The 22,617-nt window shown below is 71.3% G+C and carries 23 protein-coding genes and 1 pseudogene; 5 read left to right on the top strand and 19 right to left on the bottom strand.

The window, feature by feature from the left end; genetic code table 11:
- Positions 1-65 precede the first annotated feature (65 nt).
- The 12 genes and pseudogenes from ABZ532_RS21055 to ABZ532_RS21000 form a co-directional block, all read right to left on the bottom strand.
- Complete coding sequence (locus tag ABZ532_RS21055) at positions 66-914, bottom strand: RNA methyltransferase (protein WP_361285660.1); 849 nt, start codon at positions 912-914, stop codon at positions 66-68.
- A 172-nt stretch (positions 915-1,086) separates the two neighbouring features.
- Positions 1,087-1,479 (bottom strand): 50S ribosomal protein L20, encoded by a 393-nt coding sequence (gene rplT, locus ABZ532_RS21050; protein WP_361285657.1) that lies wholly within the window; start codon positions 1,477-1,479, stop codon positions 1,087-1,089.
- Between the two features lie 107 nt (positions 1,480-1,586).
- On the bottom strand, positions 1,587-1,781 hold the full coding sequence (rpmI, locus tag ABZ532_RS21045) for a 50S ribosomal protein L35 (RefSeq protein ID WP_017945471.1): 195 nt from the start codon (positions 1,779-1,781) through the stop codon (positions 1,587-1,589).
- 105 nt (positions 1,782-1,886) lie between these two features.
- Positions 1,887-2,573 carry a translation initiation factor IF-3 gene (gene infC, locus ABZ532_RS21040; protein WP_361285653.1) on the bottom strand — a complete coding sequence of 229 codons (687 nt, stop codon included), beginning with the start codon at positions 2,571-2,573 and terminating at the stop codon, positions 1,887-1,889.
- Positions 2,574-2,917: 344 nt separating this feature from the next.
- Entirely contained in the window at positions 2,918-3,313 is a 396-nt protein-coding gene (locus tag ABZ532_RS21035) for a DUF1844 domain-containing protein (RefSeq protein WP_361285649.1), read from the bottom strand.
- A gap of 24 nt (positions 3,314-3,337) precedes the next feature.
- The gene (locus ABZ532_RS21030) at positions 3,338-4,069 is read right to left on the bottom strand and encodes an SseB family protein (RefSeq protein WP_361285645.1); all 732 of its coding nucleotides are present in this window, start codon (positions 4,067-4,069) and stop codon (positions 3,338-3,340) included.
- 98 nt (positions 4,070-4,167) lie between these two features.
- The gene (locus ABZ532_RS21025) at positions 4,168-4,701 is read right to left on the bottom strand and encodes a YHYH protein (protein WP_361285642.1); all 534 of its coding nucleotides are present in this window, start codon (positions 4,699-4,701) and stop codon (positions 4,168-4,170) included.
- Between the two features lie 19 nt (positions 4,702-4,720).
- Entirely contained in the window at positions 4,721-5,620 is a 900-nt protein-coding gene (locus ABZ532_RS21020) for a HAMP domain-containing protein (protein ID WP_361285639.1), read from the bottom strand.
- A 3-nt stretch (positions 5,621-5,623) separates the two neighbouring features.
- Positions 5,624-6,145 (bottom strand): response regulator transcription factor, encoded by a 522-nt coding sequence (locus ABZ532_RS21015; RefSeq protein ID WP_361285635.1) that lies wholly within the window; start codon positions 6,143-6,145, stop codon positions 5,624-5,626.
- Position 6,146: 1 nt separating this feature from the next.
- Positions 6,147-6,338 (bottom strand): annotated as a pseudogene (locus tag ABZ532_RS21010) (response regulator); the annotation flags it as partial.
- An 82-nt stretch (positions 6,339-6,420) separates the two neighbouring features.
- Positions 6,421-7,626: a type VII secretion-associated serine protease mycosin gene (gene mycP / locus ABZ532_RS21005; RefSeq protein ID WP_361285632.1), complete on the bottom strand. Its 1,206-nt coding sequence runs from the start codon at positions 7,624-7,626 to the stop codon at positions 6,421-6,423.
- Positions 7,623-8,522, bottom strand: a complete 900-nt coding sequence (locus ABZ532_RS21000; protein WP_361285629.1) for a hypothetical protein — start codon at positions 8,520-8,522, stop codon at positions 7,623-7,625. The genes mycP and ABZ532_RS21000 overlap by 4 nt, the downstream gene beginning before the upstream one ends.
- Before the next feature lie 402 nt (positions 8,523-8,924).
- Between ABZ532_RS21000 and ABZ532_RS20995 the strand changes: the two genes are divergently transcribed.
- Complete coding sequence (locus tag ABZ532_RS20995; RefSeq protein ID WP_361285626.1) at positions 8,925-10,127, top strand: amino acid deaminase/aldolase; 1,203 nt, start codon at positions 8,925-8,927, stop codon at positions 10,125-10,127.
- Between the two features lie 74 nt (positions 10,128-10,201).
- Here ABZ532_RS20995 and ABZ532_RS20990 read toward each other — a convergent pair whose 3' ends face one another.
- From ABZ532_RS20990 to ABZ532_RS20980, 3 genes are read right to left on the bottom strand one after another with little or no spacing between them, the layout of a single operon-like run.
- Positions 10,202-10,984 carry a 3-oxoacyl-ACP reductase gene (locus ABZ532_RS20990; protein ID WP_361285623.1) on the bottom strand — a complete coding sequence of 261 codons (783 nt, stop codon included), beginning with the start codon at positions 10,982-10,984 and terminating at the stop codon, positions 10,202-10,204.
- Positions 10,985-10,989: 5 nt separating this feature from the next.
- Positions 10,990-12,360, bottom strand: coding sequence for an aldehyde dehydrogenase family protein (locus ABZ532_RS20985; protein ID WP_361285620.1), 1,371 nt, complete (start codon positions 12,358-12,360; stop codon positions 10,990-10,992).
- An 8-nt stretch (positions 12,361-12,368) separates the two neighbouring features.
- On the bottom strand, positions 12,369-13,748 hold the full coding sequence (locus ABZ532_RS20980) for a glutamine synthetase family protein (RefSeq protein WP_361285617.1): 1,380 nt from the start codon (positions 13,746-13,748) through the stop codon (positions 12,369-12,371).
- Between the two features lie 77 nt (positions 13,749-13,825).
- Between ABZ532_RS20980 and ABZ532_RS20975 the strand changes: the two genes are divergently transcribed.
- The 3 genes from ABZ532_RS20975 (at position 13,826) to ABZ532_RS20965 (ending at position 16,842) form a co-directional block, all read left to right on the top strand.
- Positions 13,826-14,563 carry an FCD domain-containing protein gene (locus tag ABZ532_RS20975; protein WP_361285614.1) on the top strand — a complete coding sequence of 246 codons (738 nt, stop codon included), beginning with the start codon at positions 13,826-13,828 and terminating at the stop codon, positions 14,561-14,563.
- A 116-nt stretch (positions 14,564-14,679) separates the two neighbouring features.
- Positions 14,680-16,128, top strand: a complete 1,449-nt coding sequence (gene eat, locus ABZ532_RS20970) for an ethanolamine permease (protein ID WP_361285611.1) — start codon at positions 14,680-14,682, stop codon at positions 16,126-16,128.
- A gap of 30 nt (positions 16,129-16,158) precedes the next feature.
- The gene (locus tag ABZ532_RS20965; RefSeq protein ID WP_361285608.1) at positions 16,159-16,842 is read left to right on the top strand and encodes a gamma-glutamyl-gamma-aminobutyrate hydrolase family protein; all 684 of its coding nucleotides are present in this window, start codon (positions 16,159-16,161) and stop codon (positions 16,840-16,842) included.
- Positions 16,843-17,073: 231 nt separating this feature from the next.
- Here the strand turns inward: ABZ532_RS20965 and ABZ532_RS20960 are convergent, their stop codons facing one another.
- The 4 genes from ABZ532_RS20960 to ABZ532_RS20945 form a co-directional block, all read right to left on the bottom strand.
- Positions 17,074-17,787: a helical backbone metal receptor gene (locus tag ABZ532_RS20960; protein WP_361285605.1), complete on the bottom strand. Its 714-nt coding sequence runs from the start codon at positions 17,785-17,787 to the stop codon at positions 17,074-17,076.
- Positions 17,784-18,332, bottom strand: a complete 549-nt coding sequence (locus ABZ532_RS20955; protein ID WP_361285602.1) for a cupin domain-containing protein — start codon at positions 18,330-18,332, stop codon at positions 17,784-17,786. Before ABZ532_RS20955 ends, ABZ532_RS20960 begins: the two co-directional genes overlap by 4 nt.
- 135 nt (positions 18,333-18,467) lie before the next feature.
- On the bottom strand, positions 18,468-20,264 hold the full coding sequence (locus ABZ532_RS20950) for an ABC transporter permease/substrate binding protein (RefSeq protein ID WP_361285599.1): 1,797 nt from the start codon (positions 20,262-20,264) through the stop codon (positions 18,468-18,470).
- On the bottom strand, positions 20,257-21,393 hold the full coding sequence (locus ABZ532_RS20945; RefSeq protein ID WP_361285596.1) for a glycine betaine/L-proline ABC transporter ATP-binding protein: 1,137 nt from the start codon (positions 21,391-21,393) through the stop codon (positions 20,257-20,259). The genes ABZ532_RS20950 and ABZ532_RS20945 overlap by 8 nt, the downstream gene beginning before the upstream one ends.
- A gap of 284 nt (positions 21,394-21,677) precedes the next feature.
- Between ABZ532_RS20945 and ABZ532_RS20940 the strand changes: the two genes are divergently transcribed.
- Positions 21,678-22,583, top strand: a complete 906-nt coding sequence (locus tag ABZ532_RS20940) for a 5'-3' exonuclease (RefSeq protein ID WP_361285948.1) — start codon at positions 21,678-21,680, stop codon at positions 22,581-22,583.
- The last annotated feature ends 34 nt before the right edge of the window (positions 22,584-22,617 follow it).

Below are 22,617 nucleotides of genomic sequence, written 5' to 3'. Positions count from 1 at the left end.
TTGGTCACCCTACTAGGCGGCGGCGAGGGAGCGACAGTCCTGCCGCCGAGACGTACGAGCCCGGCTCAGCGCGCCCGGCAGCCACCGGAGGCGCGCTGAGCTCGTGCGGAGGCGTAGAGGCACACCGCGGCGGCCGTCGCCAGGTTGAGGCTCTCGGCCTTTCCATGGATCGGCACCCGGACGACGGCGTCCGCGAGCGCTCGGGTCTCCTCGGGCAGGCCCCATGCCTCGTTCCCGAAGATCCACGCGGTGGGTCCGACCATCGTGCCGGCGTCGAGCTCGTCGTCGAGGTCGTCGTCTCCGGCCCCGTCCGCGGCGAGGACACGGACCCCGGCCTCCTTCAGCCCGCTGACGGCCCGCTCGACGGGTACGCCCACGGCGACGGGCAGATGGAACAGGGAACCGACCGAGGCCCGAACCGACTTGGGGTTGTAGAGGTCCACCGACGCGTCGGTGAGCACGACCGCGTCGGCGCCCGCGGCGTCCGCGCAGCGCAGCACGGTGCCCGCGTTCCCAGGGTCGCGGACATGGGCGAGCACGGCGACCAGCCTGGGCCGGGCGGCGAGGATTTCCTCGAACGGCGAGTCGAGGAAGCGGCAGACACCGAGGATCCCCTGCGGGGTGACGGTCTGCGAGACCTCGGCCAGCACCCTGTCGGCGGCGTGGTGGATCCGCGCCCCGGCGGCCCGGGCGGCGTCGACGATGTCCGCGTACCTCTCGGCGGCTTCGACGGTGGTGAACAGCTCCACCAGCGTCGGCTCCCCGTCCCCGCCCCGGTGCTCCACCGCCTCCCGTACGGCCTGCGGTCCCTCCGCGATGAACCGGCGCTCCTTCGACCGGAAGTTCCGCTTGGCCAGTCGGTGGGCGGCTACGACACGGGGTGATCGCGGGGAGATCAGCTCGAAGGTGCCCATGGGGTGCACACTCACTTCTCTTGTTGCGCACGGGCGCACGGTGGGCGGGTGGCCGGAGCCGGAGGGCCGGATGACCGAGCAGGCGGTGATCCGGCCCCGCGAAGCACCCGGACCCGCAGGCCAGAGGGCCTGCGGGTCCGGAACGGTCCGAGGAGGACGCGAGAGGCGGCCGTCAGGCCGCGGACGCGGCCTTCGGGGCGTTGACGTCGCTCGGGAGCGCCTTCTGGGCGACCTCGACCAGCGCGGCGAACGCGGCGGCGTCGTTGACCGCGAGCTCGGCCAGGATCTTGCGGTCCACCTCGACGCTGGCGGCCTTCAGACCCTGGATGAAGCGGTTGTAGGTGATGCCGTTGGCGCGGGCAGCGGCGTTGATGCGCTGGATCCACAGCTGACGGAAGTCGCCCTTGCGCTTCTTGCGGTCGTTGTAGTTGTAGACGAGGGAGTGGGTGACCTGCTCCTTCGCCTTGCGGTACAGGCGGGAACGCTGGCCGCGGTATCCGCTGGCCTGCTCGAGGATCGCCCGGCGCTTCTTGTGGGCGTTGACTGCCCGCTTGACGCGTGCCACTTGTTAACTCCTTGTAGCGGGGTCGCGGTTGTGCTCACACGACCCGGAAACGATTGGGTCCCGGTCTTGCCCGGAGGCCCCCGTCGCCCGGGGGCACGAAATCAAGCTCAGATGCCCAGCATCTTCTTGATCTTGGCGGCGTCACCCGGGGCCATCTCGGCGTTGCCGGTGAGGCGACGCGTCAGCTTGGACGACTTGCGCTCGAGCAGGTGGCGCTTGCCGGCGCGCTCGCGGAGCACCTTGCCGGAGCCGGTGATCTTGAAGCGCTTCTTGGCACCGCTGTGCGTCTTGTTCTTCGGCATAGCGCCGTTCTCTCCTCGTCAGTGGCGCCTTCGTCACCGGTTCGAAAACCGGCAGGCGAAAGCGTCAGATGTATCGATTGATATCCAGGACGGTTTGTCCCGGAATCAGGCCTCGGCGGGCTCCTCGGCAGGCACCTCGGCAGGCTCCTCGGCGGAGTCCACCGAGTGGGGCTGCCCCTGGCGCTCCGCCTTGCGGGCGGCCTGCGCCTCGCGGGCTTCGGCCATCGCCTCGGTCTTCTTCTTGTGCGGACCCAGAACCATGATCATGTTCCGGCCGTCCTGCTTCGGGTTCGACTCTACGAAACCGAGGTCCTGGACGTCCTCCGCGAGCCGCTGGAGCAGCCGGTAGCCGAGCTCCGGCCGGGACTGCTCGCGACCACGGAACATGATCGTGATCTTGACCTTGTCGCCCTGCTTGAGGAACCGGACGACGTGACCCTTCTTGGTGTCATAGTCGTGCGGGTCGATCTTCGGCCGGAGCTTCATCTCCTTGATGACCGTGTGCGCCTGGTTCTTGCGCGCCTCACGGGCCTTCATGGCCGACTCGTACTTGAACTTCCCGTAGTCCATGAGCTTGCACACGGGCGGGCGGGCGGTCGCCGCCACCTCGACCAGGTCGAGGTCGTACTCCTGGGCAAGCTCCAGGGCCTTGGCAAGCGGAACAATCCCGACCTGCTCGCCGCTGGGACCGACAAGTCGCACTTCGGGAACGCGAATCCGGTCGTTGATGCGGGGCTCGGCGCTGATGGATCCTCCTCGGTAGCACTGCGCGGCACTCTGGCAGACAGCCACGCAACGTCTTTTTCGTTGGACCAACCCCGTCGGCTCATGAAAAATGCCCCGACGGGCACAGGCGGGGCTCCAGGACTACCGGAACACCGCACGGCGAACCGCGGGGCGCTGCATCGGGCGGCTTCCATCGTCCGTACGGAACGATGGGCGCCGCCTGACCGGTGACCCGCCGCCCTACGAGGGGCGGTAGGTGGGAGTTCGGAGCCTCCACTTGTGGGTCGGGCATACAGGTGCCCGACCGGTCGTTACAACAGGTTAGCAGCTCCGGTCAGCGGGAGCGAACCGGGAGGAGCGGGAGCGGATACGGATGCGTCCGGATCAGCCGTGGACCTGGTGTGTCCCGATCAGCCGTAGACCGGGCCGGTGTACTTCTCGCCCGGGCCCTGGCCCGGCTCGTCCGGGACGAGCGACGCCTCACGGAAGGCCAGCTGGAGCGACTTCAGCCCGTCACGCAGCGGCGCCGCGTGGAAGGAGCTGATCTCCGTGGCACCCGCGTCGAGCAGACCGGCCAGCGCGTGCACCAGCTTGCGCGCCTCGTCGAGGTCCTTGTGCTCCTCGCCGTCCTCGGTCAGTCCGAGCTTCACCGCGGCGGCGCTCATCAGGTTCACCGCGACCGTGACGATCACTTCGACCGCGGGCACCTCCGCGATGTCGCGGGTCATGGCGTCGAAGTCGGGAGCCGCGGAAGACTCGGAAGGCCCGCCGGTCGGCGTCTCATAGCTGGGGGTCGCGTCACTCATGTGCCACACGATATGCGGTGCCGCCTACGGGCGTACGTAGAGGGGTTCCCCCGGAGGCACGGCTTCCGCCGGCAGCACGGCGAGATCGAGACCGCGGACGAGGCGGGCGCGCAGTGTCTCGTCCGCCGCGAGCGCGCGGGCCACGCGCTGGGCCGCCTCGGCGGGCACCACGCCCGGCCCCGGCACCAGTGCGAGGGTGCCGTCGGCACTGCCGGGGCCCAGATGGGCCCGGACCAGCCCGGGCTCGGCCGCGACCACGGCGCGCACCGCTTCACGTACGGCCGGATCGGCCAGCGGGTCGGTGCTGGTGCGCCCCTCCGCGAGGGCCAGCAGCGCCCGTCCCGTCAGGGGGTACGGGACGGGGCCCGCGAGGTCCAGCAGGAGCGTGTCCGCCTTCTCGTGCACAGCGGCGGCGAGCGCCTGGTGCAGCGGGACGGCGACCGGCCTGGCCTGTGGATCCCACCGGGCGAGCGTCTCGTTGGAGGTGAACGCGGGCAGCGCGCGACGGTCCCCCAGGGTCAGCGTGGGTACGGCCATGTCGCTGGTCTTCTCGTGGCGCAGCCCCTGCTCGTCGACCTCGACCTCGCCGAGCAGCGCGACGACGGGGACGAGCAGCCGGGCGCCCTTGAGTGCCTCGAGGAGCGGCTGTTCGGCGTTCCTGTCCTCGGCCCAGGCGGCGAGCGCCGCGGTGAGGGCGGGGTCGGCGGAGCCGTCGTCGTCGGGGAAAGGGGAGTCGGGGATGTTCTTGAGCGCCACGTGATGAGCCTAGTGCAGGGCTGTTCCGGTGCCGCCGGCCCGCCCGGGCGCCCGCGTGGTTGGCCGGGCGCCCGCGTGGTGGCCTGATTTCAGCCGGGTCAGTGGTGCCCCTGGCTCTGGCCCTGCTCCTGACCGGGTCGCTGCCGCTGGCCCTGCCCCTGTGGCTGCCCCTGGTCCTGGCCGCCCTGCCCGGGACGCTGCCGACCCCGCTGGTTGTTCCCCGTGCGGTCGCGTTCCGGGGGCTCGACGGGTGTGCCGCGGAAGCAGCCGACGGTGTACGGGAACTCCAGGGTGGCGCTGTAGTGGTAGATCGACGTTTCCCTGCCGTTCCACATCACCTTGCTGGTGCGGCCATGGCACTCGTCCAGGTCGGCGTTGGTGGGGAGGTTGCCCTTGTCGTCCCGCTCGACGTAGATGCCGAAGCCGTCGAGGGCGTATCCGACCAGCGTCGCGCCCTTCTTGTCGGCCGCGGAGAGCAGACAGGACGGAATGTTGTGGTAGTGGTACGCCTCCGCGCCGTCGGGATGTCCGTCGCACACGTCCTGGGTCTCGTGCGCCGCCACGTCCCGTCCCGCGTCATCGAGGGAGTTGTATATGCAGACCCCGTTCTTGAGCACACCGATCGCTCCCATGTCGACGCAGCCGGGGCTGTCAGCCCCAGTCGGGTTGAGCGGCAGCGTGAACTCGACCGTCTCCGGCTCGATGGCGTTGGGGTTGGTGTCGTACTGGTAGGCGGGGTCTGACCGCTCGATCGGGAAGGTGCCTGTGACCTGCTGGGTCGGCACGTTCTTGGAAGTGATGATCCGGGAGTCGCCCTTGGTGCTCTCGTTGTAGTCGGCGTCCGGCCAGGAGTGCTCGCCCTGGACGCGCACCTTCGCGGTGGAGTCCCAGGTCGAACCCGGCGGTCAGCCGTCCGACCTCGTCGCGTGCCGACCGGGGTTCGATACGGCGCGTCAAGTCACCGGCGGCCACCGCCTCCGTGGCGTCCACCAAGTCGTCCAGGGGGCGCAGCTCGCGGCGCATCATCCACCAGCCGACGCCACCGCCGATGGCGGCGACGGCGCCGCCGCCCAGCGCCAGGCTCCACAGCAGGAGGTCGGTGGTCTGCTCGACTTCCCCCAGCGACACGGCGAACACGGTCGCACCGCCGTCGGGCCGGTGGCCCGCCGTCCAGTGGTACTCCAGCGCCCCGTCCGCACTCTCGGCCTCGGCGATGCGCCCGGTCCGGGCCGCGGACAGCGCGGTCTCCCAGGACACGGCCGGCAGCGGATCCGGATCCCCGGTCAGCTCCGACGGCTTGGCCTCCTCGAGTCGTCCCCGCGCGTCGAAGCGCAGCAGGGCAACCCGCCTGACCGGGTGTCCGGCCCGTTCGGCCGGGTCGGCTGCGGTCGGGCCCGACGGCTGCGGCTCGGCGCGGGCACGCAGCAGCCGGGCGTCGGCCTCGTGGACGAGGCTCGACCGGGTCCACCACAGCGTGCCGCCGCCCAGTACGGCGACCGAACCCGTCAGCAGGGCGGCCACGAGGAGGGCGAGGCGTGCGCGTAGCGGCATGTCTCAGCCCCCGTCCGAGCGCAGCACATAGCCGAATCCGCGCACGGTGTGGATCAGCGCCGGACCGTCCGCCTCGATCTTTCTGCGGAGCTGGCTGATGTGCACCTCCACCAGGTCGCCGTCGCCGCGACCGGCGTCGGCGTGCCCCCACACCGCCTCGACGAGTTGCGCCTTCGAGAGCACCCGGCCGCTCCACCGGAGCAGGTGGCGCAGCAGCCGGTACTCGGTGGGCGACAGGACGATCTCCCGGCCGCCCCGGGTGACCCGGTGGGCCCGGTCGTCGAGCGCGAGGTCGGCGAGGAGCAGCGGCCGGTCCACCGGGCCGGACCGCCCGCTGCGGCGCAGTACAGCGGCGATCCGCAGGGTCAGTTCCTCCAGGCTGAAGGGTTTCGTCAGGTAGTCGTCGCAGCCCTGCGCGAAGCCCGTACGCAGATCGGTACGGCTGTCCCGCGCGGTGAGGAAGATGACCGGCAGCTCGCAGCCGCCCGCACAGCTCGAACCCGTCGATGTCGGGCAGGGTGACATCAAGGAGCAGCAGATCGCACTCGTGGGCCGGGCCCGCGGCCAGGCACTGGCGGGCGCTCGTCATGGTGACGGTCTCGTAGCCCTCGTGCCGCAGAGACGCTTCCAGCAGCTCGGCCAAGGGCCCGTCGTCCTCGACGAGGAGGATCCTGGCGCGTGGCGGCCGGGGGTCCGCCCCCGAGGTCGTCACATTCATGCGCGCGATGGTAGGACGGCGACCCGTGAGCTCCGGTACGCCGGTGCCCACGTCGGGCAGGGTCCGCTTCTTCAGGCCCCGTTCAGGTACGGCGGCGTCCGCCGCGCCACAGCACCACCGCGCAGACGATCAGCAGCGCACCGCCGCCCCCGGCGAGCGGCACGAGCAGCCCGCCTGCCGCGGTGGTGTCCGGCGCGGGCGCCGGGCCGCTGCCGAAGTAGCGCTGCCGGTAGCCCGGCGCGGACGCGGCCTCCGGCTCGCCCTGCGCGAGCCTGCCCGCCGCCTTGAGCGCGGCCACCGGGTCCACGGTGCCGTGTCCCCTGGCGTCGTCGCGACCGTCCTTGGGCGCGTCCCGGGCGGTGTCCGCGAGGAGTCGCTTGATCTGGGCCGGGGTGAGCCCGGGCTGGGCGGACCGTACGAGCGCGACGACTCCGGAGACGAACGCGGCCGCCGCGCTGGTGCCCCAGCCCTCGTAGTACTTGCGGTCGGGATCGGCGATGACCACGTCCACGCCGGGGGCGCTGACCGTGGCGTACCAGCGGCTGGTGGAGAAGGAGGCGTGGGTGCCGAAGCGGTCGACGGCGGCGACGGCGATGACACCCGGGTAGGCCGCGGGGTACGAGATGTGGTCACCCTTCTCGCCGCTGTTTCCGGCCGACGCGACGACCACGGCGCCCTTGGCGAGTGCGTACTGGACGGCGGCGTCCTCGCCCTTCTCCGGGTGCGCGGACTCGCTGTCGTCGCCGAGCGAGAGGTTGATGACGTCGGCGCCGTGGTCGGCGGCCCAGCGGATTCCCTCCGCGAGCGCGGAGTTACGGGTCTTGCGGGCCTGGGCACGCGACGGGTCGGTGCCTTCGAGGATCACCCGGACCGGCTGGATCTTCGCCAGCGGTGCGACGCCGAGCACTCCGTCCTCACGCCCGGGCCCATGGCCGTGTCCGGCGACGATCCCGGCCATGGCGGTCCCGTGCCGTGCCCACGCCCGGTCGCCGCGCCCGGCCCCGAAGCCGACGAGGTCCTTGGTCGGGAGCACCTGACCCGTGAGATCGGGGTGGCTGTCGTCGACTCCGGTGTCGAGTACGGCGACCGTGACGCCCTTGCCCTTGGTGCTCCGCCAGGCCTGGTCCAGGTGCAGCGAGTCGAGGGCCCACTGGCGGGCCCGGATGCTGTCGGCATGGGCGGGCGCGGCGGACACCAGGACGACGGCGAGGGCGGCGGCGAGGCCTCCGGTCAGCCGGCGTCCGAGCCGCCGGCGCAGGGGAACCGGGCGCAGTGGCTGTGCGGTCATCCGGGCTTCCCCGCCGAGGTGGCCGCGGAGCCGCGCAGGGCTCGTTCGACGCCGTCCGCCAGGCCCTTGGCCTCGTGGCCGAGGCCCGCCTGCGCGGGCGCGGAGGCGGCGCCCGCGACGGTCGCCTCGGCCGCCGGGCTCGGGTCGGCCACCGTGCGGCCGTCGGCGAAGCCGGACACGGCGTAGACGATGACCGGGGCGTCACTCAGGACGCTGATCGTCCAGCTGGCCCGCTGCTTGTCGCCGAAGCCTTGGGCGGCGGTTTCGGGGACGGGGTACGCCCGGGGCATCAGGTCGGCGCGTTCGCCGAGGTTCTCCTGCGCGAACCTGCCGCGGAGTGTGGCCATGACCTGCCGGTCCGCCTGTGTGAAGAGCATGCCGACGGTGGTGACGCTGCTGGAGGTGGCGTCGGTGTAGGTGGCGCGCAGCGCGCGAACGCAGCCGACCGGCCGCACCACCCTGGCCAGCAGCGGGTCGAGGGCCTCGGCGCAGGTTCCGTCGGGTGCGACGCCGACCCTCTTCCACACACGGTCGGCGCCACCGGGACCGGCTCCGGTGCCCTTGAGGGTAGGGGGGAACAGCTCGTCGACGGGGACGGTGTGCCAGAGGGGGCGTACGCCGTCGTAGTCGGTGGCGACCGCGGGAGCGACGGCGGCGGACCCGTCCGCGAGCCAGCTTCCGGCGGCGGCTCCCCCGATCAGCCCGAGCCCGAGGACGAGGCAGGCGATGGCCGCCGAGGTCCGCGCGGGGTGCCGGGTGCGCACGGGGCGCAGCCGGGTGGTGATCTCGGTGGGCCCTTCGGGGTGGAAGCCCGGAGAGCCCGGGACGGGCACCCAGTGGCGCGGCGGCCAGGTCGTGGGACCGGTGGCGAGGGGTGGGACCGGGGGCGGCGGCACCGTCGCGGATGACCACGCCGCGGGCAGGGGCGGCTTCGCTGCGCTGTCCGTCCGAGGCGGTGGCACCGGGGCAGGGACCGGAGCCGGCTCCGTCCGCCCGTCGGCGCCCGCGGCCGCACTGCGCGGCGCGGGAGGCTGAGGGGTCACGGGAGGCCGGGGAGGCACAGGGGGGAGCAGAGCTTCCGTGACACGGGAGGAGCGTGGTACCTCGGTGCTCATCCGCCCCCCATTCCGATGTCCGTGCACGCCTTCGGATCGGCCTTCAAGGCAGGCCCGTTCGTCACCGTGTGACGGTCACTCTACGGCTTGCCGAGGGGCTCAGGGCACGGGACGACGGGCCCGGGGCATCTGCCCAGAACGTCCCCCTACCCTTGGGTACACCGGGTCTGGCAAGCTCGGTCCATGATTCCCCGTGCCGCCGACAGGGCCCGGTACGACCGGGCAACGGCCCATCTCGACGCCCCGCTCGCCATCGTCGATCTCGAAGCCTTCGACGCGAACGCGGCGGACCTGGCCCGAAGGGCGGGCGGGAAGCCGATCAGGGTGGCGAGCAAGTCCGTACGCTGCCGTGCCCTGCTGGAGCGTGTGCTCGCCATGGACGGGTTCAAGGGGATCATGTCGTTCACCCTTGACGAGTCGGTCTGGCTGGCCCGTGCGGGCTTCGGCGATGTGCTGCTCGCGTATCCGTCCGCCGACCGCGCGGGTTTCGCCGAGCTGGCGGGGGACGCCAAACTCGCCGCCGCCGTCACGCTGATGGTGGACGATCCCGCGCAGCTCGACCTGATCGACCGGTCCCGTGACGGCGGCGACGAGGAGATCCGGGTCTGCCTGGAGCTGGACACCGCGCTGCATCTGCTGGGCGGGCGGCTGCGTGTGGGCGCACGCCGCTCACCGCTGCGCGAGCCGGCCCAACTGGCTGCGCTGGCACGGGAGATAGCCCGGCGGCCCGGCTTCCGGCTCGTGGGTCTGATGGCCTACGAGGGGCATGTGGCCGGGGTGGGGGACGCGGTGGCGGGCAGTCCGGTGCGTTCGCGCATGATCCGGCTGATGCAGTCCGCGGCTCGTCGCGAGCTGGCGCAGCGCAGGTCGGCGGTGGTGGCCGCGGTCCGCGGCGAGGTGCCGGACCTGGAATTCGTGAACGGCGGCGGCACGGGCAGTGTGCAGCACACCGCGGCCGAGGACGCGGTCACCGAGATCGCGGCGGGCTCGGGGCTCTATGTGCCGCGGCTGTTCGACAACTACACGTCCTTCAACGGCAGTCCCGCGGCGCTGTTCGCTCAGCCGGTGGTCCGACGGCCGGGGGTGGGGGTGGTGACGGTGCTCGGCGGCGGCTACCCGGCATCCGGGGCCGCGGGGCAGGACCGGCTGCCGGTTCCGTATCTGCCGGAGGGACTCAGATACGACCCGATGGAGGGTCCGGGGGAAGTGCAGACACCACTGCTCGGCCCCGTCGCCGACGATCTGCTGATCGGCGACAAGGTCTGGTTCCGGCATGCGAAGGCCGGTGAGCTGTGTGAGCGGTTCGACGAACTGCGGCTGGTGGAGGGCGAGCAGGTGGTCGCATCCGTCCCGACGTATCGGGGTGAGGGGCGCACGTTCCTCTGACGGCGCCGGAGTCCCCGGTCCCGACGGACGCGATGCCCACCGGGACCGGGTGCCGGACCGCATGCGACCGGCTGCTACATCGGGGTGACGTACGCCCCCGAGATACCGCCGTCGACCAGGAAGTCGGTCGCGTTCACGAACGACGAGTCGTCACTCGCGAGGAAGGCCACGGCAGCCGCGATCTCCTCGGCCTCCGCGAACCGGCCGACGGGGATGTGCACGATCCGCCGGGCGGCACGCTCCGGGTCCTTGGCGAACAGCTCCTGGAGCAGCGGGGTGTTGACCGGGCCCGGGCAGAGCGCGTTGACCCTGATGCCCTCGCGGGCGAACTGCACGCCCAGCTCGCGGGACATCGCCAGCACACCGCCCTTGGAGGCCGTGTACGAGATCTGGGAGGTCGCCGCACCCATCCGTGCCACGAACGAGGCGGTGTTGATGATGGAGCCCTTGCCCTGGCGCTGCATGTAGGGGATGGCCGCCTTGCAGCACAGGTACACGGAGGTCAGGTTGACCTCCTGGACCCGCCGCCAGGCGTCCAGGCCGGTCTCCAGGATCGAGTCGTCGTCGGGCGGCGAGATGCCCGCGTTGTTGAAGGCGATGTCGACGCTGCCGTAGGTGTCGAAGGCGGTCCTGAAGAGCGCCTCGACCTGCTCGGCGTCGGTGACGTCGACCTTGGCGTACGTACCGCCGACCTCGTCGGCCGCGGCCTTGCCCGCGATCTCGTCGATGTCGCCGCAGACGACGTTCGCGCCCTCGGAGGCCAGGCGGCGCGCGGTGGCGAGGCCGATTCCGCTGCCCGCGCCGGTGATGACTGCGGTGCGGCCGACGAGGCGGCGGCACTGGGACGTGTCGGTCATGGTGGTCAGGCCTCCGTACTGATGAAGACGTTCTTGGTCTCGGTGAAAGCGGTGAGTGCGTCGGGGCCGAGTTCACGGCCGAGGCCGGACTGCTTGTAGCCGCCGAAGGGGGTCCAGTAGCGCACGCTGGAGTGGGAGTTGACGGACAGGTTGCCCGCGGCGACGGCGCTGGACATGCGCAGCGCACGGCCGACGTCACGGGTCCAGATCGAGCCGGAGAGCCCGTATTCGGTGGCGTTGGCGAGGCGTACGGCTTCCTCCTCGTCATCGAAGGGCAGCACGACGGCGACCGGGCCGAAGACCTCTTCGACCGCTGCGGGGGCATCGGGCGCGAGGCCGGTCAGGAGGGTCGGCGGGAACCAGAAGCCGGGGCCCGCCGGGGAGGTGCCGCGAATGCCCGGCAGCTCGTCGGGCACGTAGGAACGCACCCGCTCCAGCTGGGTCTTCGAGATCAGCGGGCCCATCTGGGTACGCTCGTCGGCCGGGTCGCCGACCACGACAGACTCGATCGCCGGGGCGAGCAGTTCGACGAAGCGGTCGTACACCGAGGACTGCACCAGGATGCGGGTCCGGGCGCAGCAGTCCTGGCCGCTGTTGTCGAGGAAGGACATCGGCGCGGCCGCTGCCGCTGCCTCGATGTCCGCGTCCGCGAAGACGATGTTGGGGCTCTTGCCGCCGAGTTCGAGGGTGACCCGCTTCACCCGGTCCGCGCAGAGCGACATGATCTGCTTGCCGATCCGGGTCGAGCCGGTGAACACGATCTTCGCGACCCCGGGGTGGCGCACGAGTGCGTCGCCCGCGATGTCGCCCCGGCCGGGCAGCACCTGGAAGAGGTGCTCGGGGAGCCCGGCCTCCAGGGCTAGTTCGGCGAGCCGCAGCGCGGTCAGCGGGGTGGTCTCGGCCGGCTTGAGGATCACGGCGTTGCCCGCGGCGAGTGCCGGGGCCGTGCCCCAGGCCGCGATCGGCATCGGGAAGTTCCACGGAGCGATGACGCCCACGACGCCGAGCGGTTCCAGGATCGTCAGGTCGATACCGCCGGGCACCGGGATCTGTCGGCCGGTGAGCCGTTCCACTCCCCCGGCCGCGTAGTCGAGCAGATCGCGGACGTTCCCGGCCTCCCAGCGGGCGTTGCCGATGGTGTGTCCGGCCTCGCGCACCTCGAGCCGTGCGAGTTCCCCGATGTGGTCGTCCACGACGGCGGCGAAGCGGCGCAGCAGCCGGGCGCGGTCGGCGGGGGCTGCTGCCGCCCAGGCGCGCTGGGCGGCGGCGGCCCGTACGACGGCGGTGTCCACGTCCTGTGCGGCGGCGCCGGGTACGGTGGCGATGACTTCCTCGGTGGCCGGGTTCAGCACATCGAGTTCGTACGGTTGCGACAAGTGGTGCCTCACATACGTTCGAAGGAGCGGCGGAGCTCCCAGTCGGTCACCGCGGCGTCGAAGGCGGCGAGCTCGACCCGCGCCATGTTGCGGTAGTGGGCGACGACCTCGGCTCCGAAGGCGGCCTTGGCGATGGGGCTGTTCTCCCAGAGCTCGGCGGCCTCGCTGAGGGTGGTCGGGACGTGTGCGTAGTCGGCGGCGTAGGCGTTGCCCGCGCAGACCTCGGGGAGCTCCAGCTCGTTCTCGATGCCGTAGATTCCGGCGGCGACCAGTCCGGCCACGGCGAGATACGGATTGACGTCACCGCCCGGGACCCGGTTCTCGAACCGGGTGGAGCGGCCGTGCCCGACGACGCGCAGGGAGCAGGTCCGGTTGTCGTGGCCCCAGGCCACGGCGGTGGGGGCGAAGGAGCCGGGCTGGAAGCGCTTGTACGAGTTGATGTTCGGGGCGTACAGCAGCGCGAAGTCGCGCAGCGCGGCGAGCTGTCCGGCCAGGAAGTGCCGCATGGTCTTCGACATGCCGTCCCCGGCGTCATGTCCGTCGGTGTCCGCCGCCATGACGTTGCGTCCATCCGCGTCCTGGAGGGACAGATGGATGTGGCAGGAGTTGCCCTCGCGCTCGTTGTACTTCGCCATGAAGGTGAGCGAGACGCCTTCCTGCGCGGCGATCTCCTTGGCACCGGTCTTGTAGATCGCGTGCTGGTCGCAGGTAAGCAGGGCCTCGTCGTAGCGGAAGGCGATCTCGTGCTGACCGGGGTTGCATTCGCCCTTGGCGGACTCGACGGTCAGCCCGGCCGCGGCCATCTCGTTGCGGATGCGGCGCAGCAGTGGCTCGACCCGGCCGGTCCCGAGCACGGAGTAGTCGATGTTGTACTGGTTGGCGGGCGTCAGATCGCGGTAGTTCGCGTCCCAGGCCTGCTCGTAGGTGTCCTTGAAGACGATGAATTCCAGCTCGGTACCGACGTGTGCGGTGTACCCGAAGGTGGCGAGCCGCTCGAGCTGGTGGCGCAGGATCTGGCGCGGTGCGGCCACGACCGGGGTCCCGTCGTTCCAGGCGAGGTCGGCGATCAGCATCGCCGTGCCTTCGTTCCAGGGCACGCGGCGCAGAGTGCCCAGGTCGGGATGCATGGCGAAGTCGCCGTAGCCGCGGTCCCAGGACGACATCTCGTAGCCGTCCACCGTGTTCATCTCGGTGTCGACGGCGAGCAGGTAGTTGCAGCCTTCGGTGCCGTGCTCGAGCACCTCGTCGAGGAAGAACGGCGCGGCGAACCGCTTGCCCTGGAGGCGCCCCTGCATATCGGGGAAGGCCAGGACTACGGTGTCGATCTCACCGCTCGCGACGAGGGCCCTGAGCTCCTCGACGGTCAGCGGGGGTGTGCGGTCTGCCACGGGATCTGCCTCCTAAGGTCAGCCGGAAGCCATAAGGTATTGCCGAATACCATTGATTGGGAAGGGGGAACCGCAAGGTGGCGGAAAACAGTGAGTCGACGGAGTCGGCGGACCGGCTGACGTCCGTGCTGCGGCCGGTGCGCGGGGGCAATGGCTTCGAGGAGGCTCTGGAGCAGGTCCTCCAGGTGGTGCGGCTGGGGCTGGTGCCGGGGGGCGAGCGGCTGCCGGCCGAGCGGGAGCTGGCCGACCGCATGGGCATCAGCCGGGTCACACTCCGCGAAGTGCTCAAGGTCCTCCAGGAGCAGGGCCTCGTGGAGAGCCGCCGCGGCCGGTACGGGGGGACGTTCGTCCGCCAGCGGCTGCGCACCACGGACGAGGAGGAGCTGCGCCGCCGGGTCGCCGCGGTCGACCTGGAGGACACCCTGCGCTTCCGCGAGGTGCTCGAGGTGGGCGCGGCGGGGCTGTGCGCGGCCCACGGACTGAGACCCGAGGCCGCCGAGCGGCTGCGGAGAGCACTGGCTGCCACCCACGACGCGACCCTGGACGACTACCGGCGCTGCGACACGCTGCTGCACCTCACCCTCGCCGAGTTGTCCGGCTCCCCCACGCTGACCACGCAGTACGCGGCGGTACGGGCGACGGTGAACGATCTGCTGGACGTCATCCCGCTGCTGGTACGCAACCTGGAGCACTCCCAGCAGCAGCACATCGCGCTGGTGGGCGCGGTGCTGGAGGGGGACGCCGACACGGCGCGCGAAGTCATGCGCGAACACTGCGCGGGCACGGCGGCGCTGCTGCGCGGCTTCCTGGCGTAGCCCTGCCCGGCCACCGCGACGCCGTAACCCGAACGTAACCCCCAGGCCTTGCGTTACCCCGAGTCGAGCGCAAAGGTATGGCGTCATTCCATTGGGCCCTACGCGGGAGCTCTGCCATGACGCTCGAAGACACCACAGGGAACAAGACCGCCCCACCGGATGACGACTACCTCCAGCGCCGGACCCTCAGGCGCGGCAGTGCGGGCTGGCTGCTGCTGACCGGCCTCGGGGTCGCGTATGTCGTCTCCGGTGATTTCTCCGGCTGGAACATCGGCCTGTCCAAGGGCGGGTTCGGCGGCCTCGCCGTGGCGACCGTGCTGATGGGGCTGATGTACGCCTGCCTCGTCTTCGCGCTTGCCGAGCTCTCCGCGATCCTGCCGACAGCGGGCGGCGGCTACGGCTTCGCCCGCCGCGCGCTCGGTACCTGGGGCGGCTTCCTCACCGGCACGGCGATCCTCATCGAGTACATCCTCGCCCCCGCCGCCATCGCCATCTTCATCGGCGACTACGTCGAGTCGCTGGGGCTCTTCGGCCTGGAGTCGGGCTGGCCGGTGTATCTCGCCTGCTTCGTGATCTTCATCGGGATCCATCTGTGGGGCGTGGGCGAGGCCCTGCGCTTCAGCCTGATCGTCACCGCGATCGCGGTCGCGGCGCTGCTGATCTTCGCGGTCGGCGCGTTCACCGACTTCCACGTCAGCGGACTGGACGACATCCCGGTGGACAAGGACGCGCTCGGGTCCAGCTCCTGGCTGCCGTTCGGGCTGCTCGGGATCTGGGCGGCGTTCCCCTTCGGCATGTGGTTCTTCCTCGGCGTCGAGGGCGTGCCGCTGGCTGCCGAAGAGGCGAAGGACCCGGTGCGTTCGATGCCGAAGGCACTCGCCCTGTCGATGTCGATCCTGGCCCTGCTCGCCCTGGTCACCTTCTTCGCCGCCACCGGGGCCCAGGGCTCGGCGGCCATCCAGGAGGCCGGAAACCCGCTGGTGGTGGCATTGCAGGGCGACGGCGACCCGACCGCGCTGAGCCGCTTCGTCAACTACGCGGGCCTCGCGGGACTGGTCGCCTCCTTCTTCTCGCTGATCTACGCCGGATCCCGGCAGCTCTTCGCCCTCTCCCGGGCCGGCTATCTGCCCCGCTTCCTCTCCCTGACCAGCCGCCGCAAGTCCCCGTACCTCGGGCTGCTGATCCCCGGCGCGCTCGGCTTCGCCCTGGCAGCGGGCACCGGGGACGGGGCGCGGATGCTGAACATCGCGGTCTTCGGCGCGACCATCTCGTACGCGCTGATGGCGCTGTCCCACATCGTGCTGCGGCGGCGCGAGCCTGACCTCCCGCGGCCGTACCGCACTCCCGGTGGCGTGCTCACCTCGTCCGTGGCCTTCGTCCTCGCGCTGTCGGCGCTGGTCGCGACGTTCCTGGTGGACAAGGACGCGGCGTTCATCGCGCTCGCGGTGTACGGCGTCGCCCTGGCGTACTTCGCCCTCTACAGCCGGCACCGTCTGGTGGCCCGGGCTCCGGAGGAGGAGTTCGCGGCGCTGGCCGCTGCCGAGGCCGAACTCGAACGCGACTGACATCATCGGGACAACAGGAGGAACCTCACCGTGACCCAGCCGCTCATCGGCGTCAGCACCTACCTGGACACCGCCTCGTGGGGCGTCTGGCAGCTGCCCGCCGCGCTGCTGCCGCTCGGCTATCCGCGCCTCGTCCAGGCGGCCGGGGGCATCGCCGCGATGCTGCCGCCGGACGACCCGGAGCGCGCGGCGCGCACGGTGGCCCGGCTGGACGGCCTGGTCGTGGCGGGCGGCCCGGATGTGGAGCCCGTCCGCTACGGCGCCGCCCCCCACCCCCGAACGGGCCCCCCGGCCCGGGAACGGGACACCTGGGAGCTCGCCCTGATCGACGCGGCGCTGGATTCGGGCATCCCGCTTCTGGGAATCTGCCGCGGCATGCAGCTCCTGAACGTCGCCCTGGGCGGGACGCTGGTCCAGCACATGGAGGGCCACGCCAAGGCCCCGGGCGTCTTCAGCCACCATCCCGTGGCCCCGGTCCCGGACACGCTCTACGCGGGCCTGGTACCGGAGGTCTCCTCGGTCCCCACCTATCACCACCAGTCCGTCGACCGGCTGGGCACCGGCCTCATCGCCTCCGCCCACGCGGACGACGGCACGGTGGAGGCGGTGGAACTGCCGGGGCGCGGCTGGGTGCTGGGAGTGCAGTGGCACCCGGAGATGGGGGAGGACACCCGCGTGATGTCGGGGCTGGTCGGCGCTGCGACGGCCCGCTAGGTGTGTTGTCCGGACAGGTTGGTGCCGCGGCCACGGGGTGCGGGGTCTCGCGGTGCGCCCCCACCCCGTCGCGGCGTCCGGGCCGAGCCCCGGCCGGCGGTCACCCGACGGTCGCGGCAGGACGTATCAGGCTGTGCGGCGCCTGAGGGCGCACGCTCCGGACGCCGCCAGGGGTGCGGCACCCCACCGCACCCACCCGCACCCGCACCCGCACCCGCACCCGCCGGAGACTCAGCCCAGCGCCGCAGTCAGCGCGGAAGGCGCCGTCACCAGCGACGGCCCGTACCACGTCAGCATCCGCCCGTCCACCAGCGCGGACCGCACCCCCGGGAACGCCTCGGGCCCGTCCTCCGCGGTGAAGCGGTACGGCTCATCCGGCAGCACCACCAGGTCAGCGCCCACCGCGTTGAGTTCCTCCAGCGGTATGCGCGGATACCGCTCTGAGTGCGCCGCGTACACGTTCTCGACGCCGAGGCGGGCGAGCAGGTCCCCCGCGAAGGTGTCGCGTCCCAGCACCATCCAGGGTCGCCGCCAGATCGGCACGACAGCCCGCCGGGGACCACGCGGCACGGCGGGCGCCACCGGGTCCCACGCGGCGCGGGCCTCGTCGAGCCAGCGGGGCCGGCCTGCGCCGCATGCTCGCAGGACCCTGTCCAGTTCGGCGAACGCCTGCGGCAGCGTGCGCACTTCGGTGACCAGCACATCGAGCCCCGCGGCCCGGAGGGCCGCGACATCGGGAGCCCGGTTCTCCTCCTCGTTGGCGATGACGAGGCCGGGCGCGAGAGCCGTGATCGTCGCGACGTCGGGGTTCTTGGTGCCGCCGACGCGCACGACATCGAGGCCGGCCGGATGGCTGCACCAGTCGGTGGCTCCCACCAGCAGTCCGGGCGCGCTGACGGCGACCGCCTCGGTCAGGGAGGGGACGAGGGACACGACCCGCTTCACGGCCCGGCCTCGACGTGGCCGCCGACGGCGACGACGAGGAGCCGGGTGCCCGGCAGAGTGGCGCGCCAACGGTGGCGTACGCCTCCGGACAGGTAGAGGGTGTCGCCCTTCTCCAGGCGGTAGGCACGGCCTTCCGCCTCGACCTCCGCGGCCCCGTCGGCCACGTACATCAACTCGTCGTTGCGGTGCTGGTACTCCCGGTCGCCTTCCTGTTCCCCGGTGAACTCGACGGCGCGGAGCTGCTGGTGGCCCCGCACGAGGGACCGTATGCCCTCGTCCAGGGGATCGCCGGGCTCGTCGGCCCGGACCACGTCCACGACGCGCGCGGAGTCCGCCGCGGCCAGCAGCTCGGCTGCCGTGGTGTCCAGGGCCACAGCCACCCTGTCGAGGGAGCGCGTGCTGGGCCGGGCCCGTTCGTTCTCGATCTGACTGAGGAAGGGCACCGACAGTCCGCTGCGCTCCGCCACGGCAGCGAGTGTGAGCGCGAGAGCCCTGCGCCGTCTTCGGACAGCGGAGCCCACGCGGAGTGTCTCCTTGTCTGCCATCGCGAGTCCCTCCCTCCTTACTCAGTACCTTACGCAGATCCCGGCACCCAATCGCATCGTCGCCTCCCGCGCAACGGTGAGGACCCCGCCACTGTATGTGACGGGGCCCCGACCGGTGGGGGGATGGAGAATGGTCTACAGAGGTGCCAGCCGGTTGACGAGGCCCGGGTCCTTCTCGAGCCAGGCGCGGACTGCTTCCTGCTCCTTGCCCTTTCCGGTCTCCTGGATGGTGGCCTCGAGGTCAGTGAGCTGCTTCTCGCTCATCCGGAACTTCTTCAGCCAGGTGCCGACCTGCGGGTTGTCCCCGGTGAAGCCCTTTCGGGCCAGGGTGTGGATGCCGTCGCCCCTGCCCCAGGTGCCCTTGGGGTCCTTGAGCTTCTTCAGGTCGTACTTGCTGTACGCCCAGTGCGGCGACCAGAGGGTGGTGACGATCGGTTCCTTCTTGTCGTACGCGCGCTTCAGCTCGGCGAGCATTCCGGGCGTGGAGCCGTCGACCACCTTGTACTCGCCGTCCAGGCCGTACTTCTTGAGCACCTTGTCCTTGAGGATGCCCATCATTCCGGCGCTCGGCTCGATGCCGACGATGCGGCCCTTGAAGTCCCCCGACCTGCCCCCGAGGTCGTCGAGGGAGTCGACGTCCTTCATGTAGGCGGGAACGGAGAGCTCGAGGGAGGTCGGGCCGTACCAGGACCCCATGTCCTCCAGCCTGTCCCGGTACTTGTCCCAGTACTGGGCGTGGGTGACCGGCAGCCAGGAGTCGGTCTGGAAGTCGATCTGTCCTCCGGCGAGACCGGTGTAGAGCGCCCCGGCCTCCAGCTGCCTGGCGTCGACCTCGAAGCCGCGCTGTTCCAGCACTTCCTTCCAGAGGAACGTGGAGGCGATGCCCTCGTCCCAGGGGATGTAGCCCAGCGAGATCTTCTTCCCCTTGCCGACGTCGGCGGCGCCGGACGCGGTGGCGGTGGAACCACCGCCGTACATCCCGATGCCGCCCGCGGCGAGCATGAGGACCGCGACGCCGGTGAGGGCCACCACGGGCTGGGGCCGGTGGTTCCAGATCCGCAGGACGCCGGCCGCGCTCCTGGCCCTGGCGAGGGCGCGGCGGCCCAGCGGGGAGACCTGGCGGCCCAGCGCGCCGGTCATCCGGTCCAGGTACATGGCGAGGACGACGATCGAGATGCCGGCCTCGAAGCCGAGTCCGATGTCGACGTTGCCGATGGCGCGGTAGACGGCGCCGCCGAGGCCACCGCCGCCGACCATGCCCGCGATGACGACCATGGACAGGCCCAGCATGATCACCTGGTTGATGCCGGCCATGATCGTGGGCAGGGCGAGCGGCAGCTGGACGCGCAGCAGGGTGTTGCGCGGAGTGGTGCCGAACGCCTCGGCCGCCTCGACGAGTTCGTTGTCGACCTGGCGGATGCCGAGCTCCGTCATCCGCACCCCGGGCGGCAGGGCGAAGACGATGGTGGCGATGATTCCGGGGACCACGCCCACGCCGAAGAAGATGATGCCCGGGATCAGGTACACCATGGCCGGCATGGTCTGCATGAAGTCCAGCACCGGCCGGAGCAGCGCGCTGACCGCCTTGGAGCGGGAGGCCCAGATGCCCAGGGGCACCGCCACGGCCAGGGTGACGATCGTGGCGACCAGCACGAGCGACATGGTCGACATGGCGTCGTCCCACAGCTCGACGGAGTCGATCAGAGCGAATCCGGCGAAGGCGAGTACGCCGGCGAGCAGACCGCGCAGCCACCAGGCGACGACGGCGAGGAGGCCGGCGAAGAGCAGCGGTTCGGGCGCGGAGAGCGCGGCGTCGATGCCGTCGTACATACCGGTGACGACCGAGGTGATGGCGTCGAAGAGCCAGGACAGATGGGACTGGAGCCAGTCGACACCGGAGTCGACCCACCGGCCGAGGTGGATCCTAGGCATGGGCGGCCTCCTTCACCGTGGGGGCGCCCGCTTCGGCGGCGGCGCCCCGGGCGGGGGGCTGCGGAGTCATGGGTTCGCCGAGCACCGCGAGCAGTCGCTCACGCGCTACGACACCGATGAGCACACCGTCGTCATCGGTGACCGCGACCGCGGCGTCGCTGCCGGCGCAGGGGGTGAACAGTTCGACGACCGGTGTGTCGGCGCCGACGGTCGCGGGCGCGGCGTCGAGCACGTCCTGTGCGGTACGCGGCTCCCGGCCGTCGCCCTCCTGCGCGAAGGCGGTCGCGGGGTCGGCCATGATCGCCCCAGCGGTGAGCACGCGCGAGCGGTCGACGTCCTGGGTGAAGGAGGCGACGTAGTCGTTGGCCGGGGCGACCAGGATGTCCTCGGCCGTGCCGAGCTGGACGATCCGGCCGTCGCGCATCACGGCGATCCGGTCGCCGAGGCGCATGGCCTCGTTGAGGTCGTGGGTGATGAACACGATCGTCTTCTTGAGCCGCTTCTGGAGCTCGAGGAGCTGATCCTGCATGTCGCGGCGGATCAGCGGGTCGAGTGCGCTGAAGGACTCGTCCATCAGCAGCAGGTCGGCGTCGGTGGCGAGGGCGCGGGCGAGGCCCACGCGCTGCTGCATACCACCGGAGAGCTCGTCCGGCCAGGACTGCTCCCAGCCTGCCAGGCCCGCCAGTTCCAGGGCCTCGGTGGCACGGCGCTCACGCTCGGCGCGGGGCACGCCCTGCACCTCGAGACCGTACGCGGCGTTCTCCAGCACACTGCGGTGCGGGAACAGCGCGAAGTGCTGGAACACCATGCTGATGCGGGTGGAGCGCACGGCACGCAGTTCGCGGGGGCTGAGTGCGGTCAGATCCTGGCCGTCGAAGAGCACGCGTCCGGCGGTCGGCTCCAGCAGTCCGTTGAGCATGCGCAGCAACGTGGACTTGCCGGATCCGGACAGGCCCATGACGACGAAGATCTGACCGGCCTCGACGGTGAAGGAGGCGTCGATCACCGCCGCGGTCGTACCTTCGGCGCGCAGCCCGTCGCGGTCGGCACCGCTCTCGAGCTCGCGTACCGCTTCGCCGGGTCGTTTACCGAACACCTTGTACAGGTGCTCGGCCTGGAGCCTGGACACATATACCTCTCGCGTTGAACCTGACTGAACCGGGCGGCCCGCGCCCCCCTTCGGCGGACTTGGAGCGGGCGGCTTCGGGCCGTGGCCTCCCGCAGCCTGTCGGCTGTGACTGTTTTCGCTGGTCAGAGCGCTGCGGGGGGCTCCGCTCCGGCACCCCGCCTGCCCCGGGCCGCCCACGGCAAACTCACGAGTGACCCAGTTCACGCGCGCGACCCCCACAAGCTGCGCCGGGCCGGTCGCTGTCGGTGCGGTACGGCATCATCAGGGCTGTGACGCGACGCCTGATGCTCCTCGACACCGCCTCCCTCTACTTCCGCGCCTATTTCGGGGTCCCCGACTCCGTGCGCGCCCCCGACGGCACACCCGTCAACGCGGTGCGGGGGCTGCTGGAGTTCATCACCCGGCTGGTCCAGGACCACCACCCCGACGAGCTGGTGGCCTGCATGGACGCCGACTGGCGCCCGCAGTGGCGGGTGGAGCTCATCCCGTCGTACAAGGCGCATCGGGTGGCGGTGGAGACCGAGGCCGGCCCGGACGAGGAGGAGGTCCCGGACACGCTGTCCCCGCAGGTCCCGATCATCGAGGAGGTGCTGGACGCGTTCGGGATCGCCCGTGTGGGTGTCGCCGGGTACGAGGCCGACGACGTCATCGGCACGCTGGCGGGGTGTGCGGCGGGCCCGGTGGACATCGTGACCGGTGACCGTGATCTGTACCAGCTCGTCGACGACGCACGCGGGGTCCGGGTGCTGTATCCGCTGAAGGGCGTGGGCATGATGCAGACCACCGACGAGGCCGTACTACGCGAGAAATACGGAGTGGACGGACCCGGTTACGCCGATCTCGCACTGCTGCGCGGGGACCCGAGCGACGGTCTGCCCGGGGTGCCCGGTATCGGTGAGAAGACGGCCGCGAAGCTGCTGGACGCCTTCGGGGACCTGGCCGGGATCATGGCGGCCGTGGACGACCCCGCGTCCAGGCTGACCCCGTCGCAGCGCAAGCGGCTGGACGAGTCGCGGGCCTATGTGGCCGTGGCGCCGAAGGTGGTCCGGGTCGCCGGTGACGTGCCGATGCCCGACTTCGACCCGGCGCTGCCGACGCGGGCACGGGATCCGCAGCGGCTCGAGGAGCTTGCGGTGCGCTGGGGTCTGGGGCGTGCGGTGCACCGGCTGCTGACCGAACTGGGCGCATGACGTGCGGAGATCAGCAGCACGCGACAGTGACTTA

It is taken from the genome of Streptomyces sp. NPDC019396, assembly GCF_040632375.1.
Taxonomy (GTDB): domain Bacteria; phylum Actinomycetota; class Actinomycetes; order Streptomycetales; family Streptomycetaceae; genus Streptomyces.
The sequence above is the reverse complement of the archived record's forward strand: the minus strand, read 5'-3'. Positions and strand labels throughout refer to the sequence as shown.

Bases quoted from the DNA above. Each gene is read 5' to 3' on its own strand.
- ABZ532_RS21055 (WP_361285660.1), bottom strand. From the start codon at position 914: ATGGGCACCTTCGAGCTGATCTCCCCGCGATCACCCCGTGTCGTAGCC.
- rpmI (WP_017945471.1), bottom strand. From the start codon at position 1,781: ATGCCGAAGAACAAGACGCACAGCGGTGCCAAGAAGCGCTTCAAGATC.
- ABZ532_RS21035 (WP_361285649.1), bottom strand. From the start codon at position 3,313: ATGAGTGACGCGACCCCCAGCTATGAGACGCCGACCGGCGGGCCTTCC.
- ABZ532_RS21025 (WP_361285642.1), bottom strand. From the start codon at position 4,701: ATGGGAGCGATCGGTGTGCTCAAGAACGGGGTCTGCATATACAACTCC.
- ABZ532_RS21020 (WP_361285639.1), bottom strand. From the start codon at position 5,620: ATGCCGCTACGCGCACGCCTCGCCCTCCTCGTGGCCGCCCTGCTGACG.
- ABZ532_RS21015 (WP_361285635.1), bottom strand. From the start codon at position 6,145: ATGTCACCCTGCCCGACATCGACGGGTTCGAGCTGTGCGGGCGGCTGC.
- mycP (WP_361285632.1), bottom strand. From the start codon at position 7,626: ATGACCGCACAGCCACTGCGCCCGGTTCCCCTGCGCCGGCGGCTCGGA.
- ABZ532_RS20995 (WP_361285626.1), top strand. From the start codon at position 8,925: ATGATTCCCCGTGCCGCCGACAGGGCCCGGTACGACCGGGCAACGGCC.
- ABZ532_RS20990 (WP_361285623.1), bottom strand. From the start codon at position 10,984: ATGACCGACACGTCCCAGTGCCGCCGCCTCGTCGGCCGCACCGCAGTC.
- eat (WP_361285611.1), top strand. From the start codon at position 14,680: ATGACGCTCGAAGACACCACAGGGAACAAGACCGCCCCACCGGATGAC.
- ABZ532_RS20955 (WP_361285602.1), bottom strand. From the start codon at position 18,332: ATGGCAGACAAGGAGACACTCCGCGTGGGCTCCGCTGTCCGAAGACGG.
- ABZ532_RS20950 (WP_361285599.1), bottom strand. From the start codon at position 20,264: ATGCCTAGGATCCACCTCGGCCGGTGGGTCGACTCCGGTGTCGACTGG.
- ABZ532_RS20940 (WP_361285948.1), top strand. From the start codon at position 21,678: ATGCTCCTCGACACCGCCTCCCTCTACTTCCGCGCCTATTTCGGGGTC.